Genomic DNA, 22,206 nt, shown 5'->3' with positions numbered 1-22,206 from the left:
GTTTTTTAATCTTTTATAGGTTATTCCCCACGTTTGTGTTGCTGCTTCCGCCCCACTTTCATCAACAACAAGCCTACCGCCACCCAGATGAGTTCACGCAACCTCACAAGGAGTGCCACGAGAATACCGGCATTGACACTCATGGCCAGCCCGGTGACAGAGATCAGGAAACCACTCTCGCGACCTCCCAACTGCAGGGGCATGAAAAACAACAGGTTGGCCAACAGCGAGGTGAAAGCGAGGATGAGAATGCAGTCGACATAGTTCACACTCGGCATCAGCACCAGCAGGATGAAATAGATCTCCAAAGCCGAGGCCACTCTGCAACCGAATTCCAATGCCACAGCCAACAGAAATGTGCGCGGATTCTGACGATGCAGGGCTGCAATCTGGCGGTCTACCTCATCAAGCTGGGCATGATGGCTGTCAATAAAAGGTTTGGCCCACCGCTTCAGCAAGGGCACATAACTCAACAAACGGACTGACCGGAAAGCCAGCCCCTTGCGATAGCCCACCATGAAAAACCAGATGCCCAACAGACAAAAGGCCAGTGAGGCAGCAAGGATGCAAGCCGTGAGGAAGTCAGGGGTGTGGACTAAGAGATAAAGGAATATCGATGCCAACCAGAACCAGAAATGGCTGAAAATGTGGGTCATGGCATAGAGCACCACCGATGAGGTGGCCCGCTCGGCCCCAATCAGGGGCGTAAGCGACATCACGCGGTAGGGTTCGCCCCCCATCAGTCCGCCCGGTGTGGCATAGTTGAGGGCAAAGCCCGAAACGGTGGTCTTATAAAGCCACCAGAAGGGTATCTTCACCCGTCGAGAAACCTCCTGCCGCCGCTCCTGACTGCGAATGATGACCAGCCATGCCGAAGTATTGAAGATGTACAGAAAAGCCCATAAGCCGACAACTGCAAAGAACCAGTAGCCGGCTCTTTGCAGTCCGTTCCACACCTCGCCGAAGTTCAGTTGCATGACCATGACGACGAGAATGACTACGCCAAAAACAAAAAAGGCGTTCTGATACTTTTTCTTCATTCCTTCTTAGGCACCTCCTGCTTGGGCTGCCCCTCCGCGCGGCGTGGCTGGAAAGGCTGCCCCGAGTGCTTCTTGGGGATGGCAAAGCGCACCTTCTCGCTCTCGTCCCGCCGCTCGTGATAGAGTTTTTTGAGCGGGTCGCCAAGCGGAAGATCATAGTTTTCGCGATAGCGGAAGGTGTCGATGGCCAGATAGACGGCATGGCGGAACGAACCCTCATCGGTCACGCCGCGCCCGGTAAGTTCGTAGTCCACACCTTCGCAGGCAGCCGTTCGGATGAGAGGTAGGCCGGCGGTGAAGACATTCTCATGCTCCACCGAGAGCGACTTGAAGGCCGGCATGGCCTGATCATAGTACATGGCGAGCACGGCATCGAAATGTTCGAAGTCTCCGTTGCCGAAGAATTCGTCGGCGGCGTATGGCCCGAAAGCCTCCACCCCACTCTTGGCCAACTCCTCGATGGCCGGTGCGATGACCTGCTCCTCCTCATCGGCGGCCTTGCCTGCCGAAGCGGGATTGAGTGCCAACACGGCAATGCGCGGATTGGAGATGTTGAAATCGCGCCTCACCGTCTTGTACAGCAGTTTGACCTTACCCACGAGATCGTCTTTGTTGAGTGCCTGAGCCACACTCTTGAGCGGCATACCGGCCGTGGCAAAAGCCAACCGCAAGTGGTCGTTTACATAGACGGTGAGGGCTTTCTGTCCCTCCCCCACGCTGGCCTCAATGTAGCGGGTGTGCCCCGAGAATGGAAAACCGTTCACCTTCATATTGTCACGATTCACCGGAGCGGTCACCAGCACGTCGAAGAGTCCTTCCCGATAGTCGGTCATTGCCTTGTCGAGTGCTTTCAGCGCAGCGTCGCCCGACTCCGGGGTGGGCATTCCCAGTTCCACCTTCACCTCTTCCTCCACGGCGGTCAACAAATTGATGCGCCCGTCGCGCACCTCTTCGGCCGAATTGACAATAGAGAAGTTGGCCTGCAAGTCGAGTGCCTTGCGGTGGTAGGCCGCCACTTTGGGCGACCCATAGATGATGGGCGTACAAAGTTCCAGCATCTCGGGCTCGGCAAAAGTCTTAAAAATCAGTTCATATCCGACACCATTGGTATCGCCGTGTGTAATCGCCACACGAATTTTTCTATCTTCCATAAAGGTTTTATTTATTTGTTTCGCTCCTCCCCCGCAGTCCCTGCCCTCATGGCCCGGTGCTGCCCGGCGAAGAGTCTCAAGATGTTTTGCTTCTCAATTCTTCTATTTTCTTCGATGTACTCAGCAGTCCGCAAGCGGCAAATATGTCTTCGCCGCGGCTGGCGCGTATGGTGGTGAACACCCCGTGGGCGGTGAGATAGTCGCGCAACTCTTCCATGCGTTTTTCCTCGGCCCCATGCAATGCCACTCCGGGTATTTGATGGAAACGGATAAGATTTATCCGACAATCGAGGCCCTTGAGCAGTCTCACGATTTCCCGGGCATGGGCATTGGAGTCATTCACACCTCCGAACACGATATATTCAAACGACAGGCGGCGCTGGTGGGAGAAATCGTAGTTCTTCAACAGCTCCACCACCTCTTCAATGCCCATTCCCCGCTGGGCAGGCATCAGCTCGGCGCGCTGTTCGGGCAGTGGCGAGTGCATGCTGATGGCTACATGGCAGTCGCTCTCTTCGAGGAAGCGGCGCAGCTTGTTTTTCACGCCCACACTGCTCACCGTGATGCGCTTCGGGCTCCACGCCCATCCGTAGTCGGCTGTGAGTATCTCCGTGGCGCGCAGCACATTGTCCAGATTGTCCATCGGTTCGCCCTGCCCCATAAACACGATGTTGGTCAACTTGTCCACTTCGGGCAGCGAATACACCTGATTGAGGATGTCGGCAACCGACAGATTGCCTTCAAATCCCTGCTTGCCGGTTTGGCAAAAGAGGCAGTTCATCTTGCAACCCACCTGACAGGAGACGCACAGTGTGGCCCGGTCTTTGTCGGGTATATAGACTGTCTCCACAAACTTCACGGGTGCCTCACGATTCTCCCCGACAGCCGTGGTCGTCACGGGGAAGAGATACTTCACCGTCCCGTCTTTCGACCGCTGCTCGTCTATGGGTGCGGCACAACCTATGGTGTAGTGCCCGGCCAATTTTTCGCGGTTGGCTTTTGATATGTTGGTCATCTCGTCGATGCTCTTCACGTGCTGTCCGTAGAGCCATTTGGCCATCTGTCCGCCTGTGAAAGCGGGCATACCCAAACGCTTGGCCACGTCTTTCAGTTCAGCCAGTGAAAGCCCCAAAAGCGATGTTTTTGTATTCATAGTGCAAATTTAGGCAAAATTCCCGAGATTATGAACCGGTTGCAGTAAAAAAGAAAAACAAATTTCTCGATTCCGATAGATTATGAGTCCTTAGCATTCTCTCAAATCTCCGATTAGGGACGATAACACTGCATGTTCAACCGGAGAAAAAGGGATGACGGCTTTGACTATCTAAAAAGAAGAGCCTCAAATGTCTCTATCAATATTTATCGGGGAGATCTGCGGATAGAATAATTGTTAAACTTTTTATTCGTTTTCAGCCTCTCTGCTTGCGATATCTGTAACGAACCACCCCACTCGCTGCATACGGGCGATTTTGGAGGCATTTCCAAACAGCTGATAACCAACTGTTTGAATTTTATTGACACTAATTTGGGCCGGAAAACAGGCCTGAATGGGCCCGAACGGACTTGCAAAAGGGCCACAGTTGCATCGCAATCGTGGCCCTTTCAGCTTCTGACTGTGGCTCTTTTGCAAGTTTGAAGAGCCCGAATGAGAAAACCGGTGGACCTTCCCGGTGGTTTAAAACTAATCTTCCGCTCTGGTTGGAACATTTTTGCGGAGGTGTTTTTGTCAGTATTATTCGCCACCATCCGACAGCGGGCAAGCCCTATCTCTATTGGTGTGTGACCCACACATCTATCCATAGTCTCCACCAAATAACGACTGTTTCCTTAAATCTGTGTTTTATTTGACAAACGTACCGCGCCTCCGAATGCAGTTTGCAAGGAACGGACGGGGAACTACAAGGCAACGGGACGGGCCGGAAAATAAAAAAGGAGATGTCCGCTTGTCAAGACATCTCCAATCCGAGCAATTCCCGCATTTTCTCGATAGCAGGATTTTTAGTTCTCATTTCGTCGAAGAGTTCCCGCTTGGTGAGTATCCTCTTCACCTCGTCGGCCCTGGCCAACCGCATGGTGAGCTGTATGTTCGCGTTGTGCAGACTCTTCACCAGCGTACTGCGTATGCGCCCTTTGATGGCCTGCATCTGGTCAAGCAGAATCTGGTTGTCCATCAGCAGTTCTATGTCGGGGAAGGTGGAGATTTTCGGAATCATGTTTTTCATGCGCGACGACATGGCAGCCATGCTCTCGGGCATACGGTTGCACATGCCCAGCCACACCATCTCGAGTTCCTCTTGCGTGAACTCTTCGCTGGTGGCCTTGCCCTCCGCTTGGGGCAATGGCACGGGCTCCTCTTCGCGTGTTCGGTAAGAAGGCTTCTTGGGATGGAGCAGCGAGTTGAATGTCATGCCCACGGAGCCCAGCTTGATTTGTGCCCGCCGGCCCTTCCCCCCCGCCGGTTGGGCTTCGGGAGCAGTCGGTTGAGCAGCCTCCGTAGCCCGGGCCGTCGGTGTGGGCATCACTGTAGCGGCTGCCTCTCTCGACACGGGCGCAGCCTCTCCCGTCCGCTCAAGCCGGTGGGCGAGCGGTCTTTCAGCCCCGGCCACCTGCCGGACCGGTTGAGGCTGAGAAGTCATCAGTTTCTTAAACAGGGATTTCAATCTATTGGGCGTGCGCCCCGCGACAGGCACATCTTGGTCTTCCGGCTGCGTGATCTGCGCCACCTGAATGAGCGTCAGCTCCACCAACAGCCGCTTGTTGCTGCTCTGGCGGTAGTTGATGTCGCATTGGTTCATGATCTTCAGTGCCTTGTAGATGAAGTCGGGCTTGCAGTTCCGGGCCTGCTCCTTGTAGCGCAGCTTCTGCTGTTCGCTCACCTCCAGCAACGGGAGCGTACTCTCGTCTTTGGCCATGAGCACATTGCGCGCATGGGCGGCCAGCCCGTTGACGAGATTGCCACCGTCAAACCCTTTCTCCAACACGCCGTTGAGCAGCACCATGAGGTCGCTCACCTTGTTTTGCAGGGCCAGATCTATCATCTTGAAGTAGTTGTCCACATCAAGCACATTGAGGTCTTCTATCACCTTAGCATAAGTGATGTCGCCCTGACAGAACGAGGCCGCCTGATCGAAGATGGACAGCGCGTCGCGCATACCGCCGTCGGCCTTTTCAGCAATCACCTCCAACGCCTGCTCGTCGTAGGTGATGCCCTCCTTGTCGGCCACCATTTTGAGGTGGGCGATGGTGTTGGGCACAGTCATACGCTCGAAGTCGTAGATCTGGCAACGGCTCAAGATGGTGGGCAGAATCTTGTGCTTCTCCGTGGTGGCCAGCACAAAAATCACGTGTGCAGGCGGTTCCTCGAGTGTCTTGAGAAATGCGTTGAAAGCCGCCGTAGACAGCATGTGCACCTCATCGATGATGAACACCTTGTACCGGCCCACCTGCGGCGGGATGCGGGTCTGCTCCATGAGTGCCTTGATGTTTTCCACCGAGTTGTTGCTGGCAGCGTCCAGTTCGAAGATGTTGTAGGAGCGCTGCTCGTTGAAAGCCTTGCAGCTCTCACATTCATTGCATGCCTCACCGTCGTCGTGGGGGTGCTCACAGTTGATGGCCTTGGCAAAGATGCGCGCGCAAGTGGTCTTTCCCACCCCCCGCGGACCGCAGAAGAGGTAGGCATGGGCCAGCTTGCCACTCTTCACGGCGTTTTTCAGCGTCGTGGTGAGTGCGCTTTGGCCTACCACCGAGTCGAACGACATCGGGCGGTATTTTCTTGCCGAAACGATATATTCCATAGTTGTTGTAGTTGTCTTCGGTATGCAAAGATAGGGCAAACGAGGGCAATGAAAGCTTGTTTTCGGATTGCCGAGTGCAGCCTATCTTCTGCAAAGGTAGCGCAAACGAGGGCAATGAAAGCTTGTTTTCGGATTGCCGAGTGCAGCCTATCTTCTGCAAAGATAGCGCAAACGAGGACAATGAAAGCTTGTTTTCGGATTGCCGAGTGCAGCCTATCTTCTGCAAAGGTAGTAAAAATATCGCTAAACAGGATATTTGCAGCGCAATTAATATAATTTTTGATTTATCGTTTCCCCATATTCTTTTTATTCATTACTTTTGCAACATCAATCAACATCAAATGGCAAGTCGTTTCAACGTGATATGGAGTTTCATCTCCCACTACAAGTATCTCATCGTGATAGTAGTGGGTGTGGCTGTGGTGGGCTTTCTCGACGAGAACAGCTATTTGCGCCATAAGCAATATGAAATTCAGATAAGTAACATGAAGGCCGAGATAGAAAAGTACAATGCGCAGTATGAGGCCGACTCGAAGAAGCTCCGCGAACTGCGCAACGACCCCAAGGCCATTGTGAAAATCGCCCGTGAGAGATATTTCATGAAGGCCGATGACGAGGACATCTTTATCTTGAGCGACGACGAGAAACCTACCAAGAACAATGAAACAGCTGAATAGATTTCAAAGCATCTTGTTCCTTGCCGGCGGAACGATGATGGTCATCAGTGCCGGTTGCTTTGCTTTCGGGTTTATTTACCCCACTCTGTTGCAGGTGGTATGCTGGGTGTTTCTGTTGGGCGCAATCCTCTTTTCGCTCATGCAGAATCTTCAAGCCTACGAGGGGCGCAACCTCGCCGTGCGCCGGCTGAAGAGCATACAGCAGTTTGCCGGGTTGTTTTTCATCCTCGCAGGCATCTCGATGATCGACACGGTCTATCAGATATTCCGCCCGCTGTTTTCTGACCTGGTGTCCTATTTCACCTATATATATAATAAGTGGGTGCTTCTGCTACTCGTGGCGGCCGTGCTCGAGCTCTATACCACCCACCGCATAGCCTCCGAACTGAAGAAGGAGGAAGCCGACTGAAAGCCCTCCCGGCCCGAAAGGCGGCTCGTGCGTGGAACAGGCAAAATGGAAAGTCAATCCCTTTTGCGAAAAAAACATAAAAGATAGCAGATTAAAATTAAATAGCATAAATTTTTTTTCTTACATCGATAATAGGTTGTACCTTTGTTATCGCTGAACAAGAAGCACAGCTTATGAATAAAGTCTTATACTCATTGATATCATTGTTGGCCTTAACATCCTGTGCCAATACCTACAATATTCAGGGCACATCAAACGTTTCGACGCTTGATGGGCGCATGTTGTACCTCAAAATCTTGAAGGACAATGATTTCAAGAGTGTGGATTCGTGCGATGTGGTGCATGGACAGTTTGCCTTCTCGGGCACGCTTGACAGTGTACGCATGGCCAACATCTTCATGGATGATGAAAGCGTGCTGCCGCTGGTGCTGGAAAGCGGCGACATCACCGTAAAGATAAACACCACCCAACAGATAGTGAGCGGCACGCCGCTCAACGACAAGCTATTTAAGTTTTTCACCAAATACAATCAGCTTGAGAACCAGAAGATAGAACTTGTCCACCGGCACGACCGCGGCCTGATGAACGGTGACGACGAACTTGTGATGAACCGACGACTCAATGCCGAGGCCATACACATCTCCGAACAGGAAGACAAACTCATCACAAGCTTTGTCACCGAGAACTTCGACAATGTACTCGGCCCGGGCATCTTCTTCATGCTCACCATCGGCAACGAGTATCCCATGCTCTCGCCGTGGATAGAAGACATCATGAGCAAGGCCACCGACAATTTCAAGAACGACCCATACGTGAAAGACTACTATCAGAAGGCGCAGGAGAACGAACAGATCATGAACGGAATGAAGGAGACTCCGGGCACTTCAGGAGCCACCCCCACCCCTCCGGTTCCCCCCACCGCTTCTGCACCTACACCCAACGAATTGGCCAAGCCGGCTCCATCGGCCGACTGATGGCAGAACCAAACAACTGATGGCAAATGAAAAAAGTCATATATGGAGGAACAGTCGTTAACGAGGGACGCTCTTTCCGGGGCGCTGTCGTCATCGACAACGATTGCATATCAGAACTCGTGGAGGGAGAAAACATACCCCGTGGGGTCTACAGTCAAGAAGTAGATGCCACGGGGTGTTTCGTTCTGCCCGGCGTGATCGACGAGCACGTGCATTTCCGCGAGCCCGGCCTCACGGCCAAAGCCGATATCGAGAGCGAGAGCAGGGCGGCGGCATACGGAGGAGTGACCTCCTATTTCGAAATGCCAAACACCAATCCACAGACCACCACTCCCGAGGCCTTGGAAGAAAAGTTTCGCCTGGCGGAGGCGAAAAGCCATGTCAATTACAGCTTTTTCTATGGTGCCACCAACACCAATGCCGCCACCTTTGCCGGACTCGACCACAGACGCATTCCCGGTATTAAGCTCTTTATGGGGGCCAGTACGGGCAATATGCTGGTGGACAAATACGGTGCGCTACTTGAGATATTCAAGCAATGTGCCGGTCTCGGCCTTCCGCTGATGACCCACTGTGAGGATTCGGAGATCATCAGCAACAACCTCAAGAAGATGAAAGAGACCTATGGCGATGATCCGAACATTGTACTTCATCCGCTCATCCGCTCCGAAGAAGCCTGCTACCAGTCGTCAGCACTCGCCGCACAGTTGGCCCATACATTCGGCACCCGGCTCCACATTGCCCATCTCTCCACGGCAAAGGAACTCGCTTTGCTTTCTCCCGCCAACGGGCACGAGCCGCTTGTGACGGGCGAAGCGTGCATAGCCCATCTCCTTTTCACAAGCGAGGACTATCTCACCAAGGGGGCACAAATCAAGTGTAACCCTGCCGTCAAAACGGCCGAAGACCGCACCGAACTCCGTAAGGCGCTCACCGACGGACGCATCACGACCGTGGCTACCGACCATGCCCCCCACGAATGGAAAGACAAGCAGGGCGGATGCGTGCGTGCAGCCTCCGGTATGCCGATGGTGCAGTTCTCCTTAGTCACCATGCTGGAACTGGTCGACGAGGGCGTGATCACCCTTGAACAGCTTGTACAGCTCATGGCCCACAATCCCGCACGGCTTTTCGGCGTGTGCGGTCGCGGTTTTTTGCGTAAAGGCTATAAAGCCGACATTACGGTGGTTAAGCCCGATGCGCCTTGGACTGTGACGGAAGCCAACATACAAAGCAAGTGCAAATGGAGTCCGATGCAGGGCCACGAATACCGTTGGAGAGTGGAACAGACCTTCTGCAATGGCCGGCTGATATACAATAAAGGGGCATTCGATGGCGAAAGCAGGGGCGAAGCGTTGCGCTTCGACCATGCCGGACATGCTTAGAAACGGGACCGACCGCAATGAGAAAAATACTGACTTACGATATCAGCGAGATAGTCCCGTATATCAACTGGATTTATTTCTTTCACGCATGGGGACTCTCCGGTAAGCCCCGGGAGGAGAAAGAACGTGTGCAGGCCGACGCTTTGGCCATGCTGCAAACGTGGGAGGGACGGTATCACACACGTGCCTTGTTTGCCCTCCTCGCTGCCAACAGCGATGGCGACGACCTCCTGCTGGACGATGTGCGCATACCGATGCTGCGCCAGCAACACCCCACAGAGCCGGGAAGTCCCAATCTGTGCCTGGCCGACTTCGTGCGGCCGCTCTCCCAAGGGGTGGAAGACACTGCGGGCGTGTTCTGTACGACGGTCGACGGACTGATAGTAGAGGCCTACAAACACGACGAATACAACCGGATGCTGGCCCAAGTGCTCTGCGACCGCTTGGCCGAAGGCACAGCCGAACGTATGCACGAGGAGGTGCGCCGGCACTACTGGGGCTATGCACCCGACGAGAAACTCACCATGAAGGAAACTCACAACGAGGCTTATCAAGGCATACGACCGGCTGTGGGCTATCCTTCACTGCCCGACACCAGCGTCAATTTCATCCTCAACGACCTGCTCGGCATGAAAGACGTGGGCATCCGGCTCACCGAAAGTGGCATGATGGTGCCACACGCCAGTGTCAGCGGCTTCATGTTCTCGCATCCCCTCAGCCGCTACTTCGATTTGGGGAAAATCGGCGAAGACCAACTTCGCGACTATGCCTGCCGTCGCGGCATTCCCGTAGAGGTGATGAGGCGTTTCCTGCAATCGAGTTTGTTGAAGCGGTAAGAGCGCAAGGAGGGCATTGGAAAGTCCGGCACTTGGTACCGAAAAATCTGATGCCCGCGCAAAATAAACACCAAACAAAGAACCATACAGAAAGATGATAGCTCGCGTTTACCTACTATTATTGTTGCTGATAGTGCTTCCCGATCTTTACCTTGACCTCCACTATCTGCGTCACAAGAAAGGTTTCCCTCTGTGGAAGCGTCTCTTGTGGTGGCTTCCCGGCCTTGTCATGCTGGTCTACACATCCGTGCTGGCCCTTTCCCGCAACTTCATCCCCGACGATATAGCCTACATTGACTGGTTCTTCTATCTCTTTGCCGTTTTGGTGGTGCCGAAAGCCATTTATGCCTTCTGCTCTTTTTTGGGATGGCGGCATTGTGTTTTCCACCACACCCACCACAACTGGGGTAACCTCATCGGCTTCCTGCTCGGCATCACCTCGCTGTTTGTCTTCTTTTACGGACTCACTTGGGGTTTCAGCCGGCTTGAAGTGAAACATGTAGAGGTCTATGTGGATCATCTGCCGGAGACTTTCGAAGGCTATCGCATTGTCCATTTCAGCGATGCCCATGTGGGAACACTCGTGGGCAGAAGGGCTTGGATGATCCGTCGCGACATCGATTCCATCAACGCCCAGAAGGCAGACATGATCTGCTTTACAGGCGACTTGCAGAACATTCAGCCCTCCGAACTTTATCCTTTTATCGGCGAACTCAAGCGACTTCATGCCCCCGACGGGGTGTATAGCGTGCTGGGCAACCACGATTACAGCTACTACATCCACGCCGATCCTGCCGTGGAGGCCGCCAACGAGCGTGAGGTGCAGAGTCGCGAACGACAGTTTGGCTGGACACTCCTGATGAACGAGCACCGCCCCGTGGTGCGAGGAAGAGACTCCATCATCGTGGCGGGCACAGAGAATGCGGGCAAACCTAACTACGCCGACTACGAGAAAGCACTCGCAGGGATGAGCAAGGGGCAGTTTGTCCTCATGCTTCAGCACGATCCCAAAGAGTGGGAGGCGACTATTGCGGGGCACAACAAGCATGTCGCTCCACAACTGACACTCTGCGGCCACACCCATGCCGGCCAGTTGAGCCTTTTCGGTCTGCGCCCCACCATGTTGGGTTATCACTACGACTACGGCCTGCACGAGAAATCCGGCTGCAGTCTCTATGTCACCAGCGGACTGAGTGGCGTGGTGCCCTTCCGCTTCGGGGCGAGCGCCGAGATAGCCGTCATCACACTTCACAAGAAACATCCACAAACCAAATAAATCATCATGAAATATCTCTACCGCCTCTACCAACTTGTCATTTGTCTACCCATACTCGTACTGGCGAGCATTCTCACCTCCCTGACTACCGTGCTGGGCTGCATGATAGGCAACGGTCATTTCTGGGGTTACTATCCCGGCAAGTGCTGGTCGTGGCTTTGGGTGCGACTGCTTCTGCTGCCCGTGAAGGTGGAAGGCAGACAACACTTGAAGCCCCACCAGTCATACGTCTTTGTGGCCAACCATCAGGGAGCCTTCGATATATTCCTCATCTACGGTTTCTTGGGCCGTAATTTCAAGTGGATGATGAAGAAAGGCATCCGCAAGATACCTCTTGTGGGCATCGCCTGCCAGTATGCCCACCACATCTTTGTGGACAAGAGCGGGCCGTCAAAGATACGTGCCACCTACGATGAGGCCCGAGAAATACTCACCGAGGGTATGTCTCTGGTGGTCTTTCCCGAGGGTGCCCGCACGTTTACCGGGCACATGGGCGTGTTCCGCCGCGGTGCTTTCATGCTGGCCGACGATCTCCAGCTGCCTGTTGTTCCGCTCACCATCAACGGTTCTTTCTGCGTCAAGCCCCGCACCAAAGACTTCTTTTGGGTGTTCTGGCATCCGCTCCGGCTCACCATTCACGAGCCGATAGCTCCCATTGGCAAGGGCCCGGAGAACGTGAAAAACCAAATGGACCGCAGTTATACGGCCATCATGGACGGACTGGACGAGGAGTATCGCGGCTTCGTAGAGAATCCCGACCAATAACCATCAGTCCCTTGCAGTGGCCGGGGAAGCCCCACAGAGGAGAGAAAAGAGGGAAGAGAGCAAAATAAAAGTTCTTTTCTTCCAAGTTTGGAATAATTTTTCTACTTTTGCATCAACTAACGTGTAGCAGATATGAATACGAGCGACAGCATCATCATTATTCCCACTTACAACGAGAAGGAGAACATTGAGAAAATCATCCGAGCCGTCTTCAGACTCGAAAAATGTTTTCATATCCTTGTCATTGACGACGGCAGCCCCGACGGCACGGCCACTATCGTACACCGGCTAATGCAGGAAGAGTTTACCGACCGCCTTTTCATCATCGAGCGGAGCGGGAAATTGGGACTCGGGACCGCCTACATCACCGGTTTCAAATGGGCTTTGGAGCACAACTATGAGTACATTTTCGAGATGGACGCCGACTTCAGCCACGACCCCAACGACCTCCCCCGACTCTACGATGCCTGCCACAACGAAGGCTTCGACCTCGCCATCGGCTCGCGCTACGTGAGCGGTGTGAATGTCGTCAACTGGCCCATCGGGCGCGTACTGATGAGCTATTTCGCCTCCAAATACGTGCGCTTCGTCACCGGTTTTCAAGTACACGACACCACGGCCGGCTTCAAATGCTACAAGCGGCGCGTACTGGACTCCATCCCCCTCGACGAGATACGCTTCAAGGGCTATGGTTTCCAAATCGAAATGAAATACACAGCCTACAAGATGGGCTTCAAGATAAAGGAAGTGCCCGTCATTTTCGTCAATCGCCGAGAGGGCGTCAGCAAAATGAGTGGAGGCATTTTCGGCGAAGCCTTCTTCGGCGTGATGCGCTTACGCCTTGACGGCTGGTTCCGGAAGTATCCGAAAATTAAATGAATATACAGGACGTAAAAAGATTGTATGCCCCCTCGCCACAGGCGAAGGCACTCTTTCAAACACTGGAAGACAAGTCGGTGAAGACCGTTTTCCTGCAAGGGCTGTTGGCCTCTTCGGCCCCCATGCTCTTTTCTTCTTTAGCCGACCGTTTGGCACGCGTCGTTCTCTTTATCCTTGACGAAGCCGATGAGGCCGGCTATTTCTATCACGACCTCACTCAGCTCATGGGACAGGAGCAGGTGTTCTTCTTCCCGTCGAGCTATAAACGGGCCGTGAAATACGGTCAGCGCGATGCCGCCAATGAGATTCTGCGCACCGAAGTGCTGGCCCGCATTTCCTCTGCCGGTGAAGCCGCCCGGTCGGCTACGGCTCCCAATCCCTCCACACTCTTCATCGTGACCCATCCCGAGGCACTCGCCGAACTGGTGGTGACACAGCAGAATCTTGACACGCAGCTTGTGCGTCTCAAGACCGGGCAGACCGTAGATCTGCCAAGCTTGGAGAAACGGCTGCGCGAACTGGGCTTTCAAGAGACCGACTACGTGTATGAGCCCGGGCAGTTTGCCGTGCGCGGAAGCATTCTCGACATCTATTCCTACAGCTGTGAATACCCTTTCCGCATCGACTTCTTCGGTGACGAGATAGACACGATACGCACTTTCGAGGTGGAAGACCAGCTCTCGAAAGATAAGAAGACGGAGGTGGAAATCGTGCCCGAACTGGCCGGACTTTCAAGCGACAAGATGCCGTTTTTGGACTTCCTGCCCGCCGATGCCCTACTTGTGATGAAAGACTTTACGTTTGTCCACGACCGGATAGCAAGCATCTACGATGAGGGATTCTCCTCTCAGGCCCTTGCCGAGCGCATGGAGGGGGCCACCGAGATGGAGCAGGCGCAGATAGCCCGTGACCTGCGCAAAGAGGCCAACCTCTGTACTGCCACGCTCTTTGACCGTGGCGTGGCAGGCCGCAAGCGCGTGGAGTTCGGCCCCAATGCTAAGTCGGACGATGCCGCTGCCGACATCCGTTCCACGCCATCGGGCAGCGAGGCTGTCCTGACTTTCCACATCACCCCCCAACCTTTATTCCACAAAAACTTCCATCTGCTCGCCCAGACCCTCGAAGACTATCTGCTCAAGGGCTATAAGCTCTACATTCTGGCCGACAGCGAGAAGCAGATAGCCCGTTTGCAAGACATCTTCGGCGGCGACGAACTAAAGAAATACGGGGTGACTTTCGAAGGCATCAACCGCACGCTTCATGAGGGATTCACCGACGATGCCCTGAAACTCTGCTTCTTTACCGACCATCAGATATTCGACCGTTTCCACAAATACAACCTACGCAGCGACGCTGCACGAGCCGGCAAGATGGCTCTCACGATGAAGGAGTTGCAGGAGATGGAGCCCGGCGACTACATCGTGCATGTGGATTTCGGCATCGGCAAGTTTGGCGGACTCGTCCGGGTGCCTACAGGAGGCAGCTATCAGGAGATGATCCGCATCATCTATCAGAACAACGACAAGGTGGATGTCTCCATCCACTCGCTCTACAAGATAAGCAAATACCGCCGGCAAGACACCGGCGAGCCCCCCCGGCTCTCCACACTCGGCACGGGGGCTTGGGACCGACTGAAGGAGCGCACCAAGAAGAAGATCAAAGACATCGCCCGCGACCTCATCAAACTCTATGCCCGCAGGCGTAGGGAGAAGGGCTTTGCCTACAGTGCCGACAGCTATCTGCAACACGAGCTTGAGGCCTCTTTCCTCTACGAAGACACGCCCGACCAAAATAAAGCCACGCAAGACGTGAAGAGCGACATGGAAAGCGGACGCCCTATGGACCGACTCGTGTGCGGAGATGTGGGCTTCGGCAAGACCGAGGTGGCTATCCGAGCGGCCTTCAAGGCTGCCTGCGACTCCAAGCAGGTGGCCGTGCTCGTGCCCACCACGGTGTTGGCTTTCCAGCACTACCAGACTTTCAACAGCCGTCTCAAAGGACTGCCCGTGAGGGTGGAATATCTCTCCCGGGCCCGCAGTGCCAAGGAGACCAAGCAGGTGCTCGCCGACTTGGCCGAGGGGAAGATCGATATTCTCATCGGCACACACAAACTCATCGGCAAGGCCGTGAAATGGCACGACCTCGGTCTGCTCATCATCGACGAAGAGCAGAAATTTGGTGTGTCCACAAAAGAAAAGCTCCGCAAGCTGAAGGTGAATGTCGACACACTCACCATGTCGGCCACCCCCATTCCGCGCACGCTCCAATTCTCCCTCATGGGGGCGCGCGACATGAGCATCATCCGCACGCCGCCGCCCAACCGCTATCCCATACACACCGAACTGGCCTCGTATGGGCATGAAGTCATCGCCGATGCCATCAACTTCGAGATGAGCCGCAACGGGCAGGTGTATTTCGTGAACGACCGCATCAGCAACCTGCCCGAGATAGCCGCACTCATCAAAAAATATGTGCCCGACTGCCGCATTGCCATCGGCCACGGGCAGATGAAGCCCGAGGAGCTCGAACAGATCATCATGGGATTCATGAACTACGACTACGATGTGCTTCTCTCCACCACCATTGTGGAAAACGGCATCGACATTTCCAATGCCAATACCATCATCATCAACGATGCCCATCGTTTCGGATTGAGCGATCTGCACCAGATGCGTGGGCGCGTGGGGCGCAGCAACCGCAAGGCTTTCTGCTATCTGCTGGCTCCCCCCAAGAGTGTGCTCACGCCCGAGGCACGCCGCCGGCTGGAGGCACTGGAGAACTTTTCGGGCCTTGGAAGTGGATTCAATTTGGCCATGCAAGACCTCGACATCCGCGGTGCGGGCAATCTTTTGGGAGCCGAACAGAGCGGATTCATGGAAGACCTGGGGTACGAGACCTACCAGAAAATCCTTTCGCAGGCGGTCACCGAACTGAAAAACGAGGAGTTCCAAGATATCTATGCCGAGGAGATGGCGCAGGGCAACCGCCTTAGCGGTGACGATTTTGTGGACGACTGTGCCGTGGAGAGCGACCTTGAGATGTATTTCCCCGACACCTACGTGCCCGGCAGCAGCGAACGCATGTTGCTCTATCGCGAGCTCGACAAGATAGAAGACGATCGCGAACTGGCCGCCTATCGGCAACGGCTGGTCGACCGTTTCGGACCCGTGCCCCACGAGGGGGAGGAACTCATGCACGTGGTGCGGCTGCGCCGGCTCGGCAAACGACTCGGCTGCGAGAAGATCATCCTGCGTCAGGGCATGATGCAGATGCAGTTTGTCGGCAACGTGAACAGTCCGTTCTATCAGAGCCATGCCTTCTCGCAGGTCATCACCTACGCCACGCAGGATGTGCGTCGCGCCAAACTCAAGGAGAAGAACAACCGCCGGCTCATGAGTGTCTCCAACGTGCCGACCATTGAAGTGGCTGTGGGAATACTCGACAGGATAGAGCATATAGCGTAGATGGCAGACTCATTCCGGCCTTTAGGGCTTGAGGGGAAGTCCCCGAATGTTTTCTGATTCCTCTTTCTGTTGTCAAGAAAATTCGACTACTGTTTGCATTTCGCTTATTTTTGGTGTATCTTTGCATTGGCAAGGGAGCGCGGAAGTGCTTCCTTTTTTTGATCTCTCCAAACCACTGAGAGCCCCGCCACCACTTAGAGGGGGCTTTTCCGGCCCAAACAGCTTTCTAAAAGAGCCTCTTTGAGGTTCTCATTTGGCCCAAGCGAGCTTCTGACTGTGGCCGTTTTGCAAAGTCGTTTGGGCCGGGTGGGAAAATCAATGAAGCGGATTGGGACGATGAGGCGAATGGGAATGGACAGGAGGACGGATGCTATGAAAATTCATGTAAGACTTTTTCGTAACCTTAGTAAGTTTCATGCTATATATGGCATTGTCACCCTCGTTAAAGCCCCCCGCCCCTTAACTTAGAGGGCTTGCGCCCCCTCTCTTTGCAGGGAGGGAAGCCCCTTTTAGGGGGTGGGGGGTCTTGGTTCATAACTTCTCGTTCATGTCATATTCGTTTATAGAAAATTGGAGCGCCGGTTCTTTCCAGTTTGGTTTTACGGGCAAAACTGTAACCCCATTCGCTTGTATACCTGTCTTCGCCAATGTGATTGTTTTTGTCGTCTTGTACCAAATGTCAGAGTTTTTATTATTAGCCTTTTCACAGTTTGTGGTTTTTCAATGTTGTGTCTTTTTCAAAGGTTGAGTCATCGCATGGCAGACCCTTAAAGTCAACAAGCCTTTTGTTTCTTCTTCTTTGCGCGCCCCGACAGTTGCTGCCGGGGCGCTTGCAAAGTAAAAGATGATGATAACCAAGGAGCTTCACAGCTGCCGTATCATTATTTTGAATAATACAAATATAGTAAATTTTCCGGTGAAGTTTCTTAACTCAAAACATCTTTTAACATTGTGAACGGGCACATTTTGTATTATTTTCATGCTCGTTAATGTGTTCGGGCACAACACTTTGTAATAAAAATCCCCACACCTTGCAGAACCGGTGCGGGGACGATGTAAGAGGCGATGAAGGTTAAATTTCCACTTGCGGAACGTTCCGGAGCGACTTCTCTATGTCGTCATCCGAGATGGTGTAGTTGCGCAGGTCGCCGTTGATGTAGTTTTCGTAGGCCGTCATATCGATGAGTCCGTGTCCGCTAAGACAGAAGAGAATCACCTTTTCCTCTCCAGCCTCCTTGGCCTGCCGGGCCGAACGGATGGCAGCGGCAATGGCATGACAGCTCTCCGGAGCAGGAATGATGCCCTCGGTGCGGGCAAAAAGCATACCCGACTCGAAGGTCTCAAGTTGCGGAATGTCAACGCCGTGCATGTAGCCGTCGCGGATGAGCTGGGAGATGATCATGCCCGCACCGTGGTAGCGCAGTCCGCCGGCGTGGATGTTAGCTGGTTTGAAGTCGTGCCCCAGGGTGTACATGGGCAGCAACGGCGTGTAGCCAGCCTCGTCACCGAAGTCATACTCGAACTTGCCGCGGGTGAGTTTGGGACAGCTTGAGGGTTCGGCGGCGACAAAGGTGGTCTTCTTGCCATCAAGAATGTTGTGGCGCATGAAAGGAAAAGCGAGTCCGCCGAAGTTGCTTCCGCCACCAAAACAAGCGATCACCTCATCGGGATATTCACCCGCCATCTCCATTTGTTTCTCGGCTTCAAGACCAATCACTGTTTGGTGGAGAGCCACATGGTTGAGCACCGAACCAAGTGTGTACTTGCAGTTGGGCGTTGTGGTAGCCAGTTCGATGGCCTCACTGATGGCCGTTCCGAGCGATCCGGGATGGTTGGGCTCGCGGGTGATGATGTCTTTACCGGCCCGGGTGCTCATCGAGGGAGAGCCTTCCACCGTAGCACCAAAGGTGCGCATGATGGCCGAACGGTAGGGCTTTTGCTGCATGGAGATCTTCACCTGATACACAGCAGCCTCGAGTCCGTAGAGTTTGGCGGCGTATGAGAGTGCCGCTCCCCACTGTCCGGCACCGGTCTCCGTGGTCACATTGGTGTCGCCTTCCTGCTTGCAGTAGTAGCACTGCGGGAGAGCCGAGTTGATTTTATGCGAACCCAGCGGATTGGTCGATTCGTTCTTGAAATAGATATGGGCCGGAGTGTCGAGGGCTTCCTCCAGTCCGTAGGCACGCACGAGCGGTGTGGAGCGGTAGTAGGCATACTTGTCGCGCACCTCCTCGGGAATGTCGATCCACGCATGTTGGGTGTCGAGCTCCTGACGGGCACATTCCATGCTGAAGATGTGAGCAAGGTCTTCGGCCACCATAGGCTTATGGGTGGCTGGATGGAGGGGCGGCAGCGGCTTGTTGGGCATGTCGGCCTGGATGTTATACCATTGTGTGGGGATGTCTTTCTCTTGCAGTAGGAATTTCTTCTGTCTCATGATGTTGTTATATTAGTTTGTCGCCTCATCGCGGTTGTTGGTTGCAAATATACGAAAAAATATCCTACTTGAGCTCCTGAATGAATATTATTTGCTCATTTCCCCCATTTTGTGTAACTTTGCATCTATGATTATCATCACGACCGTATTGATTTATTTCTGCTGTCTGCTGCTGTTCAGCAGGTTCACTTCGCGCAAGGCCAACAACGATGCCTTCTATATGGCCAATCGCAATTCGCCTTGGTATATGGTGGCTTTCGGAATGGTGGGGGCCTCTATTTCGGGAATCAGTTTCGTGAGCGTGCCCGGCATGGTGATGAAAATGGACATGACCTATTTGCAGATGTGCCTCGGCTTCATCTTGGGCTACTTTGTCGTGGCTTTCGTGTTGCTGCCCATATTCTACAAATACAAGTTCACGACAATTTATTCTTACCTGCAACAGCGGTTGGGCCGGCAGTCTTACCTTACGGGGGCGGGCTTTTTCCTGCTCTCGAAGATGACGGGCGCAGCCGTGAGATTTTACGTGGTGTGCATCATCTTACAGGAGTTCGTGTTCGACGGGGTGGGCCTTCCCTTCCCTGTGACGGTAGCCGGCATGGTGGCACTCATCTGGCTCTACACCCGGCGGGGTGGAGTAAAAACACTGGTGTGGACGGATTCGTTTCAGACATTCTGTCTTTTTGCGGCTCTCCTCCTTATTATATATAAGGTGATTGGCGCGTTGGACATGACGGTGGGCGAGGCTGTCCGTGCGGTTGCAGTTGACAGCCACAGCCGGATATTCGTATTCGACGACTGGGTGTCGCGACAGAATTTCTGGAAACAGTTTCTGAGCGGCGTGTTTGTCGTGGTCGTGATGACGGGACTCGACCAAGACATGATGCAGAAAAACCTCACTTGCAAGTCGCTCAGGGAGGCACAAAAGGACATGTGCAGCTACGGTGTGGCCTTTGTACCGGCCAATCTGCTGCTCATGTCACTGGGCGTGCTGCTCCTGATGCTGGCCCGGAGCCGGGGAGTGGACCTGCCTGCCATGAGCGACGACCTGTTGCCCATGTTCACGGCATCGGGCGCGCTGGGCAGTGCGGTGGTGGTGCTTTTCACAATAGGCATTGTGGCGGCGAGTTTTTCGAGTGCCGACTCGGCCCTTACGGCTCTCACGACGAGCTTCTGCGTGGACATCTGCGGCAAGCCCGACGATGAGCGGCTGCGCAAACGTGCGCATTTGGGCATGGCCGTGGTCTTCGTGCTGTTCATCTTGGGCTTCAAAGTAATCAATTCCACGAGTGTCATTGATGCCATCTACATTCTCTGTTCCTACACCTACGGTCCGCTGCTGGGACTTTTTGCCTTCAGTCTGCTGGCCGGCCGACGGCCTGTGCGCGACCGTTGGGTGCCCTATATCTGCATAACAAGTCCGGCCATCTGTTTCGCCATCGACATGATGACTACACAGATGACCGGATATAAGTTCGGTTATGAGCTCTTGATGCTCAATGGCATGTTGACTTTTGCAGGCCTTTGGCTAAGTGGCGTCACTTGCCCAGCCCGTTGAGATACTTCTCGGCGTCGAGGGCAGCCTTGGCACCCGTGCCTGCTGCGACAATGGCCTGACGATAGCGCGGGTCACACACATCGCCGGCGGCAAACACACCGGGCACTTTCGTGGCTTGTGTGGGGCTGTCCACCTTGATGTATCCCTGCTCGTCCACATCGACAAAGTCGCGGAACAGGTCGCTCTGGGGCTTGTGCCCGATGGCGAGGAAGAAGCCGTCGATGGGCAGATCGTACTTCCGTTCGTCAGCCTCTCCCTTGCGGTAGACGAGATGGGCGCCCTCCACACCGTTCTCGCCGTAGAGTCCGAGTGTGTTGGTCTCGTAGAGTATCTCGATTTTCTCGTTCTCCTCCACGCGCTTCTTCATCACGTCGCTGGCCCGCAGATAGGGCTTGCGCACAATCATGTAGACCTTGGAAGCGAGCTGTGCCAGATAAATGGCCTCCTCGCAAGCGGTGTCGCCACCTCCCACAACGGCCACCACCTTCTTACGATAGAAGAATCCGTCGCAGGTGGCACAAGCACTTACACCCTGTCCGTTATACTTCTTTTCGTCATCGAGTCCCAGATATTTGGCCGTGGCCCCGGTGGCGATGATGACCGTCTCGGCCTCTATCTCATCACCGCGGTCGGTGGTGAGCAGGTAGGGAGCCTTGCTCAAGTCGGCTTTCACGATTTCTCCGTCACGCAGCGTGGCACCGAACCGCTCGGCCTGCTCGCGCAGTTCCATCATCATCTGGTTGCCGTCCACCCCCTGCGGGTAACCGGGAAAGTTCTCCACCGTGGTGGTCTGGGTGAGCTGTCCGCCCATCTGCATACCACAATATTCTATCGGTTGCAGATTGGCACGACCGGCATAGATGGCTGCCGTGTATCCGGCAGGCCCCGAACCGATGATGAGACAGCGTGTGTATTCTCTGTTTGCCATGTTCTGAAGTCCTCCTTTGGATTTTTAGAGGGCAAGAAGTTCCTCTATCTGCTTGGCAATGTTGGAAATCTTCTCGGTGGGCTCGAAGCGTGCCACCACTTGTCCCTTCTTGTTGATGAGGAACTTGGTGAAGTTCCACTTGATGTCGGGCTTCTCTTTGTAGTGGGGATCGGCCTCGCTGAGCATCTTCTCAAGGATGGGATAGATGGGATGTGTTTCATCCCATCCGGCAAAGCCTTTCGACTCTTTGAGGAATTTAAACAGCGGATCGGCATCCTCGCCGTTTACCTTAACCTTCTTGAAACGGGGGAATTCTGTGCCGTAGTTGAGCTTGCAGAAGTCGTGGATGCTCTCATCGGTGCCCGGTGCCTGCTGGCCGAATTGGTTGCAGGGGAAGTCGAGAATCTCAAAGCCTTGGGCATGATATTGCTCATACAGCTTCTCAAGTTCCTCATATTGGGGCGTGAACCCGCACTTCGTGGCGGTGTTGACAATCAAAAGAACCTCGTTGGCATACTCTTTGAGTGATACGTCCTTACCTTTTCTGTCTTTAACAGAGAACTCATAGACTGTTTTCATTTTCTTTTTATTCCTTAGTTTTGTATGTATATGAATCTTTTCTTTAATATTGCA

The 22,206-nt window shown here is 53.9% G+C and carries 17 protein-coding genes; 10 read left to right on the top strand and 7 right to left on the bottom strand.

Annotated features, from left to right (window positions below; translation table 11 throughout):
- Nucleotides 1-20: 20 nt before the first annotated feature.
- From HMPREF6485_RS06850 to HMPREF6485_RS06835, 4 genes are all read right to left on the bottom strand, one after another.
- The gene (locus HMPREF6485_RS06850) at nt 21-1,040 is read right to left on the bottom strand and encodes a lysylphosphatidylglycerol synthase transmembrane domain-containing protein (protein ID WP_004345597.1); all 1,020 of its coding nucleotides are present in this window, start codon (nt 1,038-1,040) and stop codon (nt 21-23) included.
- Nucleotides 1,037-2,191, bottom strand: coding sequence for a PdxA family dehydrogenase (locus HMPREF6485_RS06845; RefSeq protein ID WP_004345596.1), 1,155 nt, complete (start codon nt 2,189-2,191; stop codon nt 1,037-1,039). Before HMPREF6485_RS06845 ends, HMPREF6485_RS06850 begins: the two co-directional genes overlap by 4 nt.
- Before the next feature lie 76 nt (nt 2,192-2,267).
- Nucleotides 2,268-3,344: a 23S rRNA (adenine(2503)-C(2))-methyltransferase RlmN gene (rlmN, locus tag HMPREF6485_RS06840; protein WP_004345595.1), complete on the bottom strand. Its 1,077-nt coding sequence runs from the start codon at nt 3,342-3,344 to the stop codon at nt 2,268-2,270.
- 793 nt (nt 3,345-4,137) lie between these two features.
- Nucleotides 4,138-5,985, bottom strand: a complete 1,848-nt coding sequence (locus tag HMPREF6485_RS06835) for a DNA polymerase III subunit gamma/tau (RefSeq protein WP_004345594.1) — start codon at nt 5,983-5,985, stop codon at nt 4,138-4,140.
- 341 nt (nt 5,986-6,326) lie between these two features.
- Here HMPREF6485_RS06835 and HMPREF6485_RS06830 point away from each other — a divergent pair, with 341 nt between their 5' ends.
- The 9 genes from HMPREF6485_RS06830 to mfd all read left to right on the top strand — a co-directional run bounded on the left by HMPREF6485_RS06830 (nt 6,327) and on the right by mfd (nt 16,650).
- On the top strand, nt 6,327-6,662 hold the full coding sequence (locus HMPREF6485_RS06830) for an FtsB family cell division protein (protein ID WP_044125906.1): 336 nt from the start codon (nt 6,327-6,329) through the stop codon (nt 6,660-6,662).
- A complete protein-coding gene (locus HMPREF6485_RS06825) occupies nt 6,646-7,071 on the top strand; it encodes a hypothetical protein (protein ID WP_004345592.1) in 426 nt (141 codons plus the stop codon). The genes HMPREF6485_RS06830 and HMPREF6485_RS06825 overlap by 17 nt, the downstream gene beginning before the upstream one ends.
- 173 nt (nt 7,072-7,244) lie before the next feature.
- Entirely contained in the window at nt 7,245-8,045 is an 801-nt protein-coding gene (locus tag HMPREF6485_RS06820) for a DUF4369 domain-containing protein (RefSeq protein WP_004345591.1), read from the top strand.
- A gap of 26 nt (nt 8,046-8,071) precedes the next feature.
- Complete coding sequence (locus tag HMPREF6485_RS06815; RefSeq protein WP_004345590.1) at nt 8,072-9,430, top strand: dihydroorotase; 1,359 nt, start codon at nt 8,072-8,074, stop codon at nt 9,428-9,430.
- Nucleotides 9,431-9,447: 17 nt separating this feature from the next.
- A complete protein-coding gene (locus HMPREF6485_RS06810; protein WP_004340267.1) occupies nt 9,448-10,266 on the top strand; it encodes a vitamin B12 dependent-methionine synthase activation domain-containing protein in 819 nt (272 codons plus the stop codon).
- Between the two features lie 94 nt (nt 10,267-10,360).
- Nucleotides 10,361-11,542 (top strand): metallophosphoesterase, encoded by a 1,182-nt coding sequence (locus HMPREF6485_RS06805; protein WP_004345589.1) that lies wholly within the window; start codon nt 10,361-10,363, stop codon nt 11,540-11,542.
- A gap of 6 nt (nt 11,543-11,548) precedes the next feature.
- Complete coding sequence (locus HMPREF6485_RS06800) at nt 11,549-12,307, top strand: lysophospholipid acyltransferase family protein (protein ID WP_004345588.1); 759 nt, start codon at nt 11,549-11,551, stop codon at nt 12,305-12,307.
- A gap of 132 nt (nt 12,308-12,439) precedes the next feature.
- Nucleotides 12,440-13,186 (top strand): polyprenol monophosphomannose synthase, encoded by a 747-nt coding sequence (locus tag HMPREF6485_RS06795; RefSeq protein ID WP_004345587.1) that lies wholly within the window; start codon nt 12,440-12,442, stop codon nt 13,184-13,186.
- Nucleotides 13,183-16,650: a transcription-repair coupling factor gene (gene mfd / locus HMPREF6485_RS06790; RefSeq protein ID WP_004345586.1), complete on the top strand. Its 3,468-nt coding sequence runs from the start codon at nt 13,183-13,185 to the stop codon at nt 16,648-16,650. Before HMPREF6485_RS06795 ends, mfd begins: the two co-directional genes overlap by 4 nt.
- Nucleotides 16,651-17,722: 1,072 nt before the next feature.
- On the opposite strand, the gene HMPREF6485_RS06785 is transcribed toward mfd, so the two are convergent.
- Nucleotides 17,723-19,087 carry a TrpB-like pyridoxal phosphate-dependent enzyme gene (locus tag HMPREF6485_RS06785; protein WP_004345584.1) on the bottom strand — a complete coding sequence of 455 codons (1,365 nt, stop codon included), beginning with the start codon at nt 19,085-19,087 and terminating at the stop codon, nt 17,723-17,725.
- Nucleotides 19,088-19,214: 127 nt separating this feature from the next.
- On the opposite strand from HMPREF6485_RS06785, the gene HMPREF6485_RS06780 reads away from it, so the two are divergent.
- Entirely contained in the window at nt 19,215-20,645 is a 1,431-nt protein-coding gene (locus HMPREF6485_RS06780; protein WP_004345583.1) for a sodium:solute symporter, read from the top strand.
- Here the strand turns inward: HMPREF6485_RS06780 and trxB are convergent.
- Nucleotides 20,626-21,573 (bottom strand): thioredoxin-disulfide reductase, encoded by a 948-nt coding sequence (gene trxB, locus HMPREF6485_RS06775; RefSeq protein ID WP_004345582.1) that lies wholly within the window; start codon nt 21,571-21,573, stop codon nt 20,626-20,628. The two genes, HMPREF6485_RS06780 and trxB, sit on opposite strands and share 20 nt — an antisense overlap.
- Before the next feature lie 24 nt (nt 21,574-21,597).
- Nucleotides 21,598-22,152 carry a glutathione peroxidase gene (locus HMPREF6485_RS06770; RefSeq protein WP_004340242.1) on the bottom strand — a complete coding sequence of 185 codons (555 nt, stop codon included), beginning with the start codon at nt 22,150-22,152 and terminating at the stop codon, nt 21,598-21,600.
- Nucleotides 22,153-22,206: the final 54 nt, after the last annotated feature.

Source organism: Segatella buccae ATCC 33574, assembly GCF_000184945.1.
Taxonomy (GTDB): domain Bacteria; phylum Bacteroidota; class Bacteroidia; order Bacteroidales; family Bacteroidaceae; genus Prevotella; species Prevotella buccae.
The sequence above is the reverse complement of the archived record's forward strand: the minus strand, read 5'-3'. Positions and strand labels throughout refer to the sequence as shown.